The organism is Streptomyces sp. NPDC104581 (genome assembly GCF_055583685.1).
Map to the genome: position 1 here is coordinate 12,740 of NZ_JBVJNN010000037.1, position 14,076 is coordinate 26,815.

At 72.3% G+C, this 14,076-nt stretch carries 11 protein-coding genes and 1 pseudogene; 8 read left to right on the forward strand and 4 right to left on the reverse strand.

Annotated elements, in window-relative coordinates; genetic code table 11:
- Positions 1 to 28 precede the first annotated feature (28 nt).
- From ACZ61E_RS25370 to ACZ61E_RS25385, 4 genes are read left to right on the forward strand one after another with little or no spacing between them, the layout of a single operon-like run.
- Positions 29 to 1,099 carry a zinc-dependent alcohol dehydrogenase gene (locus ACZ61E_RS25370; protein WP_469702165.1) on the forward strand — a complete coding sequence of 357 codons (1,071 nt, stop codon included), beginning with the start codon at positions 29 to 31 and terminating at the stop codon, positions 1,097 to 1,099.
- An 11-nt stretch (positions 1,100 to 1,110) separates the two neighbouring features.
- The gene (locus ACZ61E_RS25375; protein WP_469702166.1) at positions 1,111 to 1,911 is read left to right on the forward strand and encodes a sugar phosphate isomerase/epimerase family protein; all 801 of its coding nucleotides are present in this window, start codon (positions 1,111 to 1,113) and stop codon (positions 1,909 to 1,911) included.
- The gene (locus tag ACZ61E_RS25380) at positions 1,908 to 3,383 is read left to right on the forward strand and encodes an MGH1-like glycoside hydrolase domain-containing protein (protein WP_469702167.1); all 1,476 of its coding nucleotides are present in this window, start codon (positions 1,908 to 1,910) and stop codon (positions 3,381 to 3,383) included. Before ACZ61E_RS25375 ends, ACZ61E_RS25380 begins: the two co-directional genes overlap by 4 nt.
- A complete protein-coding gene (locus ACZ61E_RS25385) occupies positions 3,380 to 5,341 on the forward strand; it encodes an amylo-alpha-1,6-glucosidase (RefSeq protein ID WP_469702168.1) in 1,962 nt (653 codons plus the stop codon). Before ACZ61E_RS25380 ends, ACZ61E_RS25385 begins: the two co-directional genes overlap by 4 nt.
- Positions 5,342 to 5,393: 52 nt before the next feature.
- On the opposite strand, the gene ACZ61E_RS25390 is transcribed toward ACZ61E_RS25385, so the two are convergent.
- Positions 5,394 to 6,947, reverse strand: a complete 1,554-nt coding sequence (locus tag ACZ61E_RS25390; protein ID WP_469702169.1) for a hypothetical protein — start codon at positions 6,945 to 6,947, stop codon at positions 5,394 to 5,396.
- Positions 6,948 to 7,565: 618 nt separating this feature from the next.
- On the opposite strand from ACZ61E_RS25390, the pseudogene ACZ61E_RS25395 reads away from it, so the two are divergent.
- Positions 7,566 to 7,961: pseudogene (locus ACZ61E_RS25395) on the forward strand (hypothetical protein); the annotation flags it as partial.
- Between the two features lie 396 nt (positions 7,962 to 8,357).
- Entirely contained in the window at positions 8,358 to 8,762 is a 405-nt protein-coding gene (locus tag ACZ61E_RS25400; protein WP_469702170.1) for a nitroreductase family deazaflavin-dependent oxidoreductase, read from the forward strand.
- A gap of 195 nt (positions 8,763 to 8,957) precedes the next feature.
- On the opposite strand, the gene ACZ61E_RS25405 is transcribed toward ACZ61E_RS25400, so the two are convergent.
- Positions 8,958 to 9,845 carry an LLM class F420-dependent oxidoreductase gene (locus ACZ61E_RS25405; protein ID WP_469702171.1) on the reverse strand — a complete coding sequence of 296 codons (888 nt, stop codon included), beginning with the start codon at positions 9,843 to 9,845 and terminating at the stop codon, positions 8,958 to 8,960.
- A 213-nt stretch (positions 9,846 to 10,058) separates the two neighbouring features.
- Here ACZ61E_RS25405 and ACZ61E_RS25410 point away from each other — a divergent pair, with 213 nt between their 5' ends.
- Positions 10,059 to 11,006: an FkbM family methyltransferase gene (locus ACZ61E_RS25410; RefSeq protein ID WP_469702172.1), complete on the forward strand. Its 948-nt coding sequence runs from the start codon at positions 10,059 to 10,061 to the stop codon at positions 11,004 to 11,006.
- A gap of 182 nt (positions 11,007 to 11,188) precedes the next feature.
- Here ACZ61E_RS25410 and ACZ61E_RS25415 read toward each other — a convergent pair whose 3' ends face one another.
- Together ACZ61E_RS25415 and ACZ61E_RS25420 are read right to left on the reverse strand one after the other, a co-directional pair.
- Positions 11,189 to 11,533: a hypothetical protein gene (locus tag ACZ61E_RS25415; RefSeq protein WP_469702173.1), complete on the reverse strand. Its 345-nt coding sequence runs from the start codon at positions 11,531 to 11,533 to the stop codon at positions 11,189 to 11,191.
- Positions 11,534 to 11,698: 165 nt separating this feature from the next.
- Positions 11,699 to 12,886: a S8 family peptidase gene (locus ACZ61E_RS25420; protein ID WP_469702174.1), complete on the reverse strand. Its 1,188-nt coding sequence runs from the start codon at positions 12,884 to 12,886 to the stop codon at positions 11,699 to 11,701.
- A gap of 181 nt (positions 12,887 to 13,067) precedes the next feature.
- Between ACZ61E_RS25420 and ACZ61E_RS25425 the strand changes: the two genes are divergently transcribed.
- Positions 13,068 to 14,039, forward strand: coding sequence for a GlxA family transcriptional regulator (locus ACZ61E_RS25425; protein WP_469702175.1), 972 nt, complete (start codon positions 13,068 to 13,070; stop codon positions 14,037 to 14,039).
- Positions 14,040 to 14,076 lie beyond the last annotated feature (37 nt).

A 14,076-nucleotide genomic window follows, 5' to 3' on the forward strand; every position in this document is an offset into this window, starting at 1 on the left:
CCACCGATCGACCTCTCGGAGTCCTCACGTGGAACGCGTCGTCCAGTTCACCGCCCCACGGCACGTCGAAGTGGCCGCGCACGCCAGCGCCCCGCTGCCACCCGGCCATCTGCGGGTCCGCACCCGCTACTCGGGCATCTCGGCGGGTACCGAACTCACCGCCTACCGGGGCACCAACCCGTATCTGACCCGCACCTGGGACCCCCGGGCGCGGATCTTCCGCGACGGCGCGGCCGGGATCGAGTACCCCGTCGCGGGCTGGGGTTACTCGGAGGTCGGCGAGGTCACGGAGGTCTCACCCGAACTCGAAGCCGCACGCGGAGGGGAGAGCGGCGGACCGGCCGGGCTGCCCCGCGTCGGCGACCTCGTCTGGGGCATCTGGGGCCACCGCAGCGAGGGCATCGTCCCCGCCGAGCGGCTGGCCGGCCACACCCTTCCCGAGGGTCTCGAACCGATCGCCGGTGCCTTCGCCCGGGTCGGCGCCATCGCCCACAACGCCGTTCTCGCCGCCGACATCCACGTCGGTGAGGACGTCGCCGTCTTCGGCCAGGGCGTCATCGGCCTCCTCACCACCCGTCTCGCCCAGCTCAACGGCGCCGACGTCACCGCCGTCGACGCGCTCGACGGCCGCCTCGCCGCCGCACGGGCCCATGGTGCGAGCCGCACCCTCAACGCCCTCGACGACGCCGTGGCCGAGTCCATACGCGAAGCCACCGACGGCCGGGGCGCCGATGTCGCCATCGAGATCAGCGGCGCCTACCGCGCCCTGCACGAGGCTCTGCGCTCCGTCACCGTCGGCGGTCGTGTCGTCGCCTCCGGCTTCTACCAGGGTGACGGCGACGGACTGCGGCTCGGCGACGAGTTCCACCACAACCGGGTCCAGCTGATCAGCTCTCAGATCGGCGGTGTGCCACCGCAGTTGGTCGGCCGCTGGACCGTGGAACGGCTTCAGCGGACCTTCCTCGCGCTCGTCGCCGACGGCCGTGTCGACGTCGCGTCACTCGTCAGCCATGTCGTCCCCGCAGCCGAGGCCGCCGACGCCTACGCGCTCCTCGACGAACGCCCCGCCGACGCCCTCCAGATCGTCCTGGAATTCTGAAAGGCTTCCCCATGCTCAAGACCGCCTGCCAGGAGCAGTTGCTTCCGGGGGAGACCCTGCGGGAGAAGTGGGACTTCGCCCAGGACGCCGGGTTCGACGGGATCGAACTGCGCGCCAAGGGCGACCTCCACTTCGAGCGGCGCCTGCCCGAACTCCGCGCCGCGCTGCGGGACGGCGTCGTCATGCCGACCGTCTGCGTCGACATGCTCCACTTCTTCGGGGACTTCGACGCCGACCGGCGCCGCGACGCGATCGCGCAGCTCAAGTCCCAGCTCTCCGTGATCGCCGAACTCGGCGGACTCGGCGCCCAGACCCCCGCGTCGTACGGCATGTTCTCCCGCCGCCTGCCGCCGTTCGAACCGCCGCGCGGCGCCGATGAGGAGCGCGCCGTACTGCTCGACGGACTCACGGAACTCGGCGAACACGCCCGCCGGGAAGGCGTCTCCCTCTTCCTGGAGCCGCTCAACCGTTACGAGGACCACATGGTCAACCGGCTCGACCAGGCGGCCGAGTTGATCCGCGCGGTCGGCCTCGACTCCGTCCGGATCGGCATCGACAGCTACCACATGAACATCGAGGAGGCCGACCCGGCGGGCGCCATCCTCGCCGCCGCGCCCTGGATCGGGCACGCGCAGGTCAGCGACTCCAACCGGTTCCAGCCCGGCGCCGGCCATCTGGACTGGCCCGCCTGGCTCGCCGCGCTCCACTCCGTCGGGTACGAGGGCTGGCTCGCCGTCGAGTGCAGGCTGACCGGCGACCCCGTCGAAGCCGTACGCTCCATCCCCACCCTGCTGCGAAGGTCGGGCGCGTGACCGCCGCCACCGCGGGCCCGGCCGCGCCGCCCGTTGAGGACGGGTACGGGACGCTGCCCGGCCACCGGGCCCTGCGCGCCGCCGCGTCCCGTGTTCTGCTGGCCAACTGGACCGGCGCCTCGACCGTGCCCTCCCACACCCTCTACCCGCACCAGTGGAGCTGGGACTCCGCCTTCATCGCCATCGGACTGGCCCGCCTCTCCCCCCGCCGGGCCCAGCGCGAACTCGAAACCCTCCTCGGCGCCCAGTGGGGCGACGGCCGGATCCCGCACATCGTGTTCAACCCGGCCGTGCCGCACGAGGCGTACTTCCCGAGCCCCGACTTCTGGCGCTCCAGCACCGCCGGAGCCGCGGTGGGGGCGCCCGTGGACATCGAGACCTCCGGGATCGTCCAGCCACCCGTACACGCCCTCGCCGCCTGGCTCGTCCACGAGAGCGACCCCGAGACGTCCGGGCGCCGCCGCTTCCTGGAGCGGGTCCACCCACGGCTCACCGCCTGGCACGGCTATCTGCACGCCAACCGCGACCTCGGTGGCCACGGGCTCGTGTCCGTACTGCACCCGTGGGAACCCGGCATGGACAACAGCCCTTGCTGGGACCGGCCGTTGGAGCGGGTCGACCCGGCGCCCGCCACCTCCTTCCGCCGGGCGGACCTCACGCACGGTGCCGCCGCCGACCGGCCCACCGACCTCGACTACGGCCGCTACGTACGCCTGGCGACCCGCTACCGCGACCGCGGCTACACCGACCAGGACACCGGCACCGACCGGGACACCGGCACCGGGAGCAGCGGCACGGAGCGCGGTCGCGCCGGCCGCACCGACCGCACGGGCATCCGACCACCCCACGAGTTCATCGTCGAGGACCCCGGCTTCAACGCCTTCCTCATCGTCTCCGAACACGCCCTGGCCGCCATCGCCCTGACCCTCGGTCAGGACCCGGAACCCCACCGGGAACGCGCCCGCGCACTCACCACCGCCCTGGTGGCCCGGCTCTGGCACCAAGAGGCCGGGCTGTTCCTCTGCCACGACCTGCGCACCGGCACACCCATCGAGGAGAAGAGCGTCACCGGTCTGCTCCCGCTCCTGGTGCCCGACCTGCCCGGCGACATCGTGGAGACCCTGCTGCGCACCGCGTCCGGCGACCACTTCGGACTCGGCTCCACCACGGCCCTCGCCCCCAGCTACGATCTGCGCGGCGCCTCCTTCGACCCCTCCCGCTACTGGCGGGGACCGGCCTGGTTCAACACCAACTGGGCCCTGGAGCGCGGACTCCGCCGGCACGGTGCGCACCGGAGCGCCAACGCCCTGCGGCTGGCGATCCTCACCTCGGCCGGTGCCTCCGGCTTCGCCGAGTACGTCGACCCGCGCACCGGACGGGCGCGCGGCACCACCGACTTCAGCTGGACCGCGGCCGTCGTGCTCGACCTGCTCGCCCGCGCCGGCGACCCCGGCCAGGACGTGGCCCGATGAGCACCGCACCCCAACTCCTCGTCCACGCGGGCACGTTCGCCGCGCTCGACGGCAGCGGCGACATCACCGGCACCCGCGGCGGATCACCCGACGGACTCTTCGTCCGCGACGCGCGCCACCTGAGCCGCTGGCGGCTCACCGTCGACGGAGCCCGGCCCACCACCCTCGTCCCCGGCGACCCCACCGGCGGCACGACGGCGGTCCTCACCGCGAGCAGCACCCGCGACGAACCCTCCGACTGGACACTGCTGCGCCGACAGGCCCTCGCCCGGGGCCGGTTGGTGGAGGGCGTACGGATCATCAGCAACATCGCCGAGGACACCGCCCTCACCGTCACCGTCGAGGCCGGCGCCGACTTCGCCGACCAGTTCGAACTGCGGGGCGACCGGCGTACGTACGACAAGCCCGGCGCCCGCCGGGACGCCCGGCCCGTCCCCGGCGGCGTCGAGTTCACCTACCGGCGCGGCGAGTGGCGCTCGTCCACCACGGTCACCGCGAGCCCCGCGCCGACCACCGTCACCGGCCACGGCGCCGGCCGCCACCTCACCTGGCAGCTGACACTGCCCGCCCACGGCAGCGCCGAACTCACCCTGACCGTCACGGCGCGCGCCCACGGCGCCGCCGCACCACCGCCCGCCCCGTCCGGGCCCGAGGGGGCCGATAAGCGGATACGGCGGGAGACCTCCCGCCTCCTCGCCGTGCCGGCCGACACCGCGACCGCGCTCCCCACCGGCGACACCACCCCGCTCGGCCGGGCCGTCGCCCGAGGTCTCGCCGACCTCGCCCTGCTCCACATCCCGGCCACCGGCCCGGACGGTGAGGACCTGAACGTCCCCGGCGCCGGCGTCCCCTGGTTCCTCACCCTGTTCGGCCGCGACTCACTTCTCACCTCGTTCTTCACCCTGCCCCATCTGCCACACGTCGCCGAGTCGACGCTCCTTGCGCTCGCCGCCACCCAGGCCACCACCCACGACCCGGCGGCCGTGGCCCAGCCCGGCAAGATCGTGCACGAGATCCGGCACGGCGAGCTCTCCCACTTCCGGCAGGTCCCCTACGGCCGCTACTACGGCTCCGTCGACAGCACCCCGCTCTTCGTCGCGCTCCTGGCCGCCCACGCGCGGCAGACCGGGGACCTCACCCTCGCGCGCCGCCTGCGGACGCACGCCCGCGCCGCCGTCCGCTGGATGTTCGAACACGGCGGACTCGACCGGCACGGCTATCTCGTCTACGCCTCCGACCCCGCCGGCCTGCTCAACCAGAACTGGAAGGACTCCGCCGGAGCGGTCTGCTTCGCCGACGGCACGCAGGCGACGGGCGCCATCGCCGTGGCCGAGGCCCAGGGCTACGCGTACGACGCCCTGCGGGGCGCGGCTGCCCTCGCCCGCACGGCATGGGACGACCCGGCCCGGGGAGACCGGCTCGACGCGGAGGCGGCCCGGTTGAGGGCCCGCTTCCACGACGACTTCTGGATGCCCCACCGCGGTTTTCCCGCCCTCGCCCTCGACGGGGCGGGGCGCCGGGTCGACGCGCTGGCCTCGGACGCCGGACACCTGCTCTGGTCGGGCATCCTCGACGACGAGCGCGGCCGGACCGTCGGCCGCCGGCTCCTGGAGCCCGACTTCTTCTCGGGCTGGGGCGTCCGCACCCTCGCGGCCGGCCAGGCCCCGTACCACCCGCTCTCCTACCACCGGGGCTCCATCTGGCCGCACGACAACGCCGTCATCGTGCTCGGGCTGGCCCGCCACGGACTGCACGAGGAGGCCGCGCGGGTCAGCGACGGCCTCCTCGACGCGGCGGCGGCCCACGGTCACCGGCTGCCCGAGGTCATCGCCGGCCACCCACGACAGGACGGCCACGGACTCATCCCGTACCCGCACTCCTGCTCACCCCAGGCGTGGGCGGCGACCACCCCACTGGCCCTCCTGACGGCCCGCCGGGCCGCCGCCCGACGGCACTAGGCCGTGTCTGACAAATGGCGCCGCGAGCCAGGCGGAATTTGTCAGACACGGCCTAACGGCCCAGCAGCGGCTCCAGCGGGTCCACGGGGCGGATCGAGTCGAACGGACCCGACTCGACCACATAGCTGCAATACGTGTACGAGTAGCCGGGATCGATCGACATCCCGTCCGTCGTGCTCGTCACGTCGTCGGCCGCGTCCCCGGAGTGCTTGAGCAGGAAGTGGTAGTCGCCCACCGGCAGCCGCAGCGTCTTCTTCGGATAGCCCTTGCCGGAGTCCTTGCACGCCCTGTCGACGGCGTCGTAGCTGGAGTAGTTCTCGCACCCGCCGCACGCCTTGATCTCGACCGTGCCGGTCACGGGCCCCGTGTAGAGGATCTCCACCGCGTCCGAGGCGTCGTTGCTGATCACCACCTCCAGCCGGGGGCCGCCGGGCGCCTTCTCGGGTGGCAGCCGCTTGCCGGCCGCCGCGCGCTCCCCGGCGATCTCGGCGGCGATGGCGATGTCCCGGGCACGGTCCCGGCGGTCGCTGTTCCTGTACGTGGACCGGAAGGACGTCAGTGTCTCCAGCGCCAGGTCGAAGCGTTTGTCCCTGAACTGGTCCACGCCGCAGGCGTAGGTCCCGGACTCCACGGCCGACGCCGCGCTCCTCGTCAGGGCCGCGGTGTCCGTCTCGAAGGACTTCACCAGGTCGGAGATGTTCTCCAACTCCGTGGTGGACGTGCACGGATCGCCGCCGCCCAGCTTCTTCCGGCGCTCGCCGATGGCGGCGTCGACAGCGGGCACCACGGCCGCCGCCTGAGCCGAGTCGGGGAACGCGGAGAGGAGTTCGGCGAGTTCGCCGCCGTCGGTGCCCGACGCGCCCGCGCCCGCGGCCAGTCCGGTCCGTCCGCACGCGAGGAGCGAGACGGCCAACGGTTCGTCAGGCCACGCGGCCAGATTGCCGAGCAGCTCCGCGTCGATCGAATCGGGCACCTCACGCAGGTACTTGAGCGGGCCGACGGCCTCGCAGTACCTCTTCTCGGTGTACGGACGGGAGACGGCGTCGTAGAACCTCTCCAGCCGCTCCGGCACGAGCCTCCCGGCCCTCGAACCGCCCTCGTTCTCGCCGATTTCACGGTAGACACCGAGGGCGGAGACATAACCCGCGGTCTTGTCGCTCCGGTCGCTGACGCGCAGCGCCTCGACCTGCTTGTCCGCTTCGGCGAGCCGGTCGAGCAGCATCCGCTCGACCGCCTCGTCCCGCGCCGCCTCGTAGGCGACGGCGCCGCCCACCGGAATCGCGAGCAGTACGAGAGCGAGCGCGACGGCCAGTGCGGGCCGCAGGGCGGGGAGCACCAGCGCCGGGCGTGGGGCCGGACCACGCGCGCGCCGGGCGCCGTCGAGGGCCGCGCCGATCAGCACCAGGGCGTAGAGGGCCACGAGCGGGCCCGGGGCGCCGTCGGTGTCGGCGGGCAGAAGGAGGATCAGGAACACCGCGGTCGCCGCCAGGCCGGCACCGAGACGGAGCCAGTCGCGGATCAGTACGTAACCGAGGCCGAGGCCGGTGAGGTTGAGGAGCGCGACGGCGGCCACATGTCCGGCCGCGGCCGGAGGACCGGTGGGCACCGGCGGCGGTGGGGGAGAGGCGGGGTGAGGAGGACCGAAGGCCGACGGCTCGGGCGGCGGCGGTGTCACCGGAGGCTGTACAGGGGGTGCGGCGGGCGGTGCGGCCGGCGGCGGCGGTGTCAGCGGTCGCGCCGGGACCGAAGGCGGTAACGCGTCGGCGGGTCCGTCGGCTTCCGCACCCGTGTCCGCACCCGTGTCCGTGACCGGCTCCCCGCCACCGTCCGGACCCGTCTCTTTCTCGTCACTGTCTCTCCCCGTCGCCATGTGCCCCCCCTGCTGTCCTGGTTCCGCAGCGTTTCGCTGCTACTCCATACAGTGAACGTCAAGGTCGGTGCGGTGCAAGGCGGTTGGGCGACGGCCGGCACGCCCGCAGGGGTCGGCGGGGCATCCCGCCGCCGTGCGGAATTTCCGCCGGGGAGATGGATTAGCACCCTCCAACTCTGGCCAGAATGATGGCGTGACAGTGCGTCGGAGAACTACATAATAAAACGTCGGGCGCCCCCCAAAAGATCATTCATTCCGCCCCCACGGGAATCGCCCCGCCACCGCGTACGGTCACCACTCAGCATTACGTCCCAGGCCACCGGGCCACCAATGAACGGCGCGAGGAGAGCGGCCGTGCATGATGAATTCCTGTGCCATGTCACCGCCTACGGAGTCAGTGGCGGTCAGCGTATAGGCGTACCCCTGGGAACGTACCGCGCCCCCACTCTGTCACTTGCACTGTGGTGGTTACGGGACCGGGCGACCTGGATTGCCGAACGCCTCGATCCGAGCCCCGAGAGCGACAAATTCCCCGCCCGCGCGCTCGCCCCCCTGGCCGACAACGTCCCCGACGTCCCCCAGCTGCTGCGTGCCTGGCGCGACAATCAAGACCATCAGGACCGTGTCGCTGAACATCTGGCGGCGGGTCATCTCATTCGAGTCGCCACGCGAGACGAGACCACGGAATACGAACTGCTCGCGGAATCCGTCGACGCCCTGCGGATGGACCGCGCCAGCCCCTCTCTGATCGACGAGTCGGAAATTCACGACCGTTACGAGGGGGCGGCTGCCGGCGGTCATGCGCGCGGGCGTACTCCCGTCGCGGCGGCGCACGAGTACGAGGGTGAGTACGGTTACGCGTACGCATATGTAAAGCCATCGGAAGTCCCCGGGAAATGGCGTACGTGGGAGGACTCCTTCGCCGACACACTGCAACTGGGCAGACTGCCGCGCTAATCACGGGACCGGTACGCCGGAATAACCGCCTCCGCACCCCTGTTGACGGAATCGGACAAGCGCCGCGTGGCGCGCGCCGTGCGACCTCCGCCACCGCGCGGACGTTGCTACGGTCGGATGCGCACGGACCCGGGACCTCCGTACGCGGGGTGCCCCGGGCGGAGCGAGACCCACCTAAGGAGACGGCAGATGCTGTTCGGCAAAGAGCATGTGAAGCGCTACCAGGAGACCGACGGTGAGGTGGGGCACGACTGGGAGAACGGCACGACCACGCTGATCCTCACCACCACCGGCCGCAAGAGCGGCGAGCAGCGCAGCACCCCCCTCATCTACCGCACCCACGGCGACGACCTGCTGGTCGTCGCCTCCAAGGGCGGCGACGACTCGCCGCCGCTCTGGTACCTCAACATCCAGGCCGACCCCGAGGTCCGGGTACAGGTGAAGGGCGATCGCTTCACCGCCCGCGCCCGCACCGCGACCCCGGAGGAGAAGCCGGAGATGTGGCGCCGGATGGCCGAGGTCTGGCCCGCGTACGACGAGTACCAGACCAAGACGGACCGGGTGATCCCGGTGGTCGTCCTGGAACGCGTCTGACCGCTCCGGCCGTACGCTCCGGGCCGGCGACCGGCGGAGGCGGGTTCTTCGCTTCCGTGAAGCCCGTCTTCCTCGCCGTCCGTCGCGCCCCCGCACTCGGTGTCCGACGACAGGACGGAACCGGTGCGAACCAAGCCCGCCGACGTCAACTCAGCTACGTCGGCGGGCTCATGACATGGTGTCAGTCCCGCGCGGTCAGCTCCGCGGCGTCAGTTCCAGCGCCTCGGCGAGCGTGCGCCACTCGGCGAGCGGCAGGTCCCGGGCCCGGTCGCCCGTCAGCACCTGGAGCGCCAGATGGTCGGCACCTGCGTCCCTGTACTCGGCCACACGGGTACGTACCGTCCCTGCGTCGCCCAGTGCGAAGAGCGCGGCCAGCAGCCGGTCGCTGCCGCCGTCCGCGAAGTCGCCCTCGGTGAAGCCGAGCCGCAGCAGGTTGTTCGTGTAGTTGGGCAGCTGGAGATACGTCGACAGCATCCCGCGCGCCACCGTACGGGCCCGGTCGATGTCCGTGTCCAGTACGACGGTCAGCTCCGGCGCGAGCAGCGCGTGGGGCCCGAGTGTCGCGCGCGCCTCCGCCGTGTGCTCCGCCGTGACGAGATAGGGGTGCGCACCCGCCGCGCGGTCCGCCGACAGCTTCAGCATCTTCGGCCCGAGCGCGGCGAGGACGCGCCCGGACTCCGGCACCGGTTCGGACGCGGCGTCCAGGGCGTCGAGGTACTCGACCATGGTCGAGTAGGGCCGCGCGTAGTTCGGTGTGAATCCGCCGTGGCTGACACCCAGTCCGAGGACGAAGCGCCCCGCCGCCTCCCGCTGGATCCGCGCCGTCCGCTCGGCGACGGCCGGCGCCTCGTGCTCCCAGATGCTGAGGATGCCGGTCGCGACGGTGATGTGCCGGGTGGCCTCGATGACCGGAACCACCTGGCCGAGCGATGGGCTGCCGCCCATCCAGACCGTTCCGTATCCCAGTGCGTCGAGTTCGGCGACCGCCGTCGAGACCGCCGCGGCACCGTCGGGGCCGGAGGCGTGCAGGGCCGAACTCCAGATGCCGATCCTGCCGAAACGTGTGCTGTTGTCAGAGGGCATACCGCACGCTAACCCAGGCTCCCGGCGGCACCCCGCCCACCGCGCCCGGCCGTCGCACCGCGCCCGCCGTGACCGCGAGCGAGCGGGCGGCGCGTGGTCCGCGCACCGGACGGGATGGTTCCCCGCGCGTTCACCGCGCCAACATCCGCCGCTCACCCGGTGTCGACACCATCGGCCCGTCCCCCGGCCACCTGAACGACATCAAGGAGCCCAGTGAAGATCCTCCGCAAGATCTCATCAGTCGCGAGCGCCGGGAAGCCGCAGCCGGGCCGGCCGGCCGGCGGACGGGCCGGGACCCGGATCCGCGATCTCGAGGAGACGAACCGGCGGACGGCGCGGGAGGCGGCCCGGATCAGGCCCGTCAAGACCTCCGACATCCTCACGACGCACCGCAAGGGTTTCCCGCACCACGGCTGGGTCGAGATCGACTCCGAGCACTGCCCGCCGTTCGTCATGTTCTGCGCGAACGACGAGGCCGTCGCCCTCGACACCGTGTGGAACGGCCGCTTCGGTTACGAGTCGGCGAGCCTGCGCCACTGGAGCCGGCTCGCGGCCACCAGCCGTACGATCCTCGACATCGGCGCGCACGTCGGCTACTACGCGATGATCGCGGCCCTGGCCGCTCCCGGGGCCACCGTGCACGCCTTCGAGCCGGTGCCGCCGATCCACGCGAGGCTGGCCGTCAACCACCGGGCGAACGGTCTGCGGAATCTCGTGCCGCACCAGAACGGCGTCTCGGACCGCGTGGGGACCGCCGACATCAACATCCGCTTCCCGCTGTCGAACCTGCTCTCCACCGGCTCCTCGCTGGAGGAGTTCACCAAGCCGGTGGCCAGCGCGTTCACCACCCGGGTCCAGCTGCTCACCGTGGACGAGACCCTGGGGGAGACCCCGGTCGACCTGATCAAGATCGACGTGGAGGGCCATGAACCGAGCGTGCTGGCCGGAGCCCGGCGCGCTATCGAGCGCGACCGGCCGGTCATCATTCTCGAAGCCCTGCACAAGACGCTCCTCGGCAGGCTGACCGAGCCCTTCGCGGGACTCGACTACACGTTCCGGTGGATCTCGGAGTCGGACGGGAGCCTCGTGCCCATCACCGGGGACCGCCCCGACAAGAGCCGCAACCTGATCTTCACGCCGAGGGAGAGGGAGTACGCCTGACGGCGTCCGCACCCCGGCGCACGACCGCACGACCGCGGGGCGCACGCGTCAGCCGTCAGCGCCCGCGCATGGCGCCGCCCCGGCACGTGCGCGGACGCTCGTGGCGGGGCGGCTGGTCGGTGGACCCGGCCGGCTCGGCGGCCGGCGGGGCCCACCGGTCGGTGGGCCGGTGACTCAGCCCGTCAGCTGAAGACGACCGAACGGACCTTCAGCCGCTCGGAGGCCTTGCCCCCGTTGGGCCGAAGGGAGAAGTGCGCGCCCTCACAGTCGGCGCCCGCGAAGACGGTCGCCGTGGCGTCCGTGTTGTTGCGCGGGGAGTGCGCCGGCTCCGTCCGCTCGTCCCCGACCTCGGGCAGCGTGATGCACTCACGGCTCCGCGGGTCCACCAGACTCGACGTCTGCGCGACGCCCGCCTGGTCGACGTGCTGGTAGGTGAAGTCACCCTCGGCCGCGCCGGCCGAGGCCGGCAGGGTGATGACGAGGGCGAGGGCGCCGACTGTGGCGGCCACACTGGAACGAAGTCGCACAGGGAACTCCTTGTGAAGCGGACGGTGCGTGACAGGACGTCGAGAGCCTGTCCCCGGCCGCGCGGACCTTCTCCGGACAGTCCGGCCGATCCCTCGATCAGCCGGTTGCAGAATCGCTTCTTCGTGCGCCATGTGGGTCTCCACCGGCCGTCGGCGCCCCTGGGGTCAGAGCCCGTTGGTGAACAGCAGCCGGTTCGGCGAGCCCTCGCTGACGGCGGACAGCCTGTCCCGGGTGGCCGAGCCGCCGAGCCAGTTCGCGATCTCGTCCGGCGTCGCGTCCGGGTTCTGCGCCTTGTAGAGGGCGGCCACCCCGGCGACATGGGGAGAGGCCATCGAGGTGCCGTTCAGCGAGGCGCTGCCGCCGCCGAGCTTGGCCGACACGATCGCGGCGCCCGGCGCGTACAGCGACAGACACTTCCCGTGGTTGGAGAAATCGGCCTGCTCGTCCTCCCGGTCGGTCGCGCCGACCGTCACGACGCCGTCGGCGGAGGCCGGTGAGACGGAGCAGGCGTCGACCGCGTCGTTGCCGGCGGCGATCACCGGCAGGACACCCTTCTTCGAGAGCGCCGTCGCCGCGCTGTTCACGGCGGTGGACTTCGGACCGCCGAGCGAGCCGTTCAGCACCGCCGGCTGCTTGGCGTTGTCGGCCACCCAGTCGAAGCCCGCCAGGATCCCCGACCAGGTGCCCTTGCCCGTGCAGTCCAGCACGCGGACGCTCACCAGGTCCGCCTCGGGAGCCACACCGTACGTACGGCCGGCCACCGTGCCCGCCACATGCGTGCCGTGGCCCTGGCAGTCCTTGCCCTGCCGGCCGTCGCCGATCGCGTCGTAGCCCGGCTCGGCGCGACCGCCGAACTCGTCGTGGCCGTACTCGATGCCCGTGTCGATGACGTACGCGGTGACGCCCTTGCCCTTCTGCTCCGCCGTGTACTGGCCGTCCAGCGGCAGCGCCCGCTGGTCGATCCGGTCCAGGCCCCAGGACGAGGCGGCCGCGCGCCCGCCGCCGTCCACGGTCTCCAGCGCCTTCACCTCGGAGTCCTGCTCGACGGCCGTCACGCCCGGCGTCGCCCGGACGGTCTTGAGCTGGGCGGCGCTCAGCTCGGCCGCGAACCCGCTCAGCACGCTCCTGTACGTGAACAGGGGCTTCACCCCGGCCCGGTTGAGCAGCCTGCTCGCGTCGAAGGCGGCGTCGACGGACACGATGTAGCGGTCCAGCAGAGGCGCTTCCGAGCGGTGCAGCGGCGCGGTGTAGGGCTGGGCGGTGGCCTCCTGGGGGGTGGGCAGCGGGCCTGCCGCCACCGCGAGGGAGCTCGTGGCGACGAGGAACATGCTGAGTTTCAGGCGATTTCTCATAAAAGGTACTCAAACATGATCGAATTATCTTGATGGTCAGGCGGGGCGGAGGTTCACCCAACCGAATTCCCGCGCCCGGCCCGGCGGCAGAGGTGCTCCCGGCCATGGCCCGCGACCATGGCGTGATGTGTGGGCCGTACGTCGTTGACGACGCGATCACCGGGCCCGCAGGCTGGACGGCGTGCAACAGCGACGCGTCGTCTTCGTGGTCTTCGAGGGATTCCAGTCGCTCGACCTCTCGGGACCCTTCGAGGTGTTCCAGCAGGCGGGCCGGCCGGGGCGCGCCTACGACTGCCGGACCGTGGCCCCCGCCGCCGGCCCCGTGCGCTCCGCCGGCGGGCTCCGTGTCCACGCCGACCACGGGATCGGTGACCTGGACCCCACGGGGATCGACACCCTGGTCGTGTCCGGCGGCCAAGGGGTCGACGACGCCGCGCGCGACCCCGCCCTCGTCGAGTGGATCGCCGCGGCGGCGGCCACGGCCCGCCGGGTCACCTCCGTGTGCAGTGGCGTGTTCCTGCTCGCCGCCACCGGGCTGCTCACCGGCCGCCGCGTCACCACCCACTGGAGCCGGGACGCCCAGCTGCGGCGGGAGTACCCGGCGCTGGCCGTCGACACCCGGCCGGTCTTCGTCCGCGACGGACGGGTCTGGACCTCGGCCGGAGTGACCGCCGGGATGGATCTGGCCCTCGCGCTCGTCGAGGACGACCTCGGCCGGGAGGCGGCGCACGCCGTGGCGCAGTGGCTCGTCCTCTTCCTGCGCAGACCCGGCAGCCAGGCCCAGTTCAGCGTGCCGCTCTGGTCCGCGCAGCCGGTCTCCGACCCGATCCGTGCCGCCGTGACCGCCGTTCACGCCGACCCCGGTGCGCCGCACACCCTGGCGGACCTGGCCGACCGCGCCGGACTGAGCCCCCGTCACCTCCAGCGCCGGTTCACCGCGGAGCTGGGGGTGGGGCCCGCCCAGTACGTGGAACGCGTACGGGTCGAGGCCGCGCAGCGGGCACTGACCGGCGGCGACGAACCGGTCACCACCATCGCGCGCCGCTGCGGACTCGGCAGCTCCGAGTCGCTGCGGCGGGCGTTCCACCGCCACTGCGGGGTGACGCCCAGCGACTACCGCGACCGGTTCCGCTCGACCGGCGGACACGCCTGACCGCCGGACCGGTGCCCGGCTCGACCATCCCCGACCA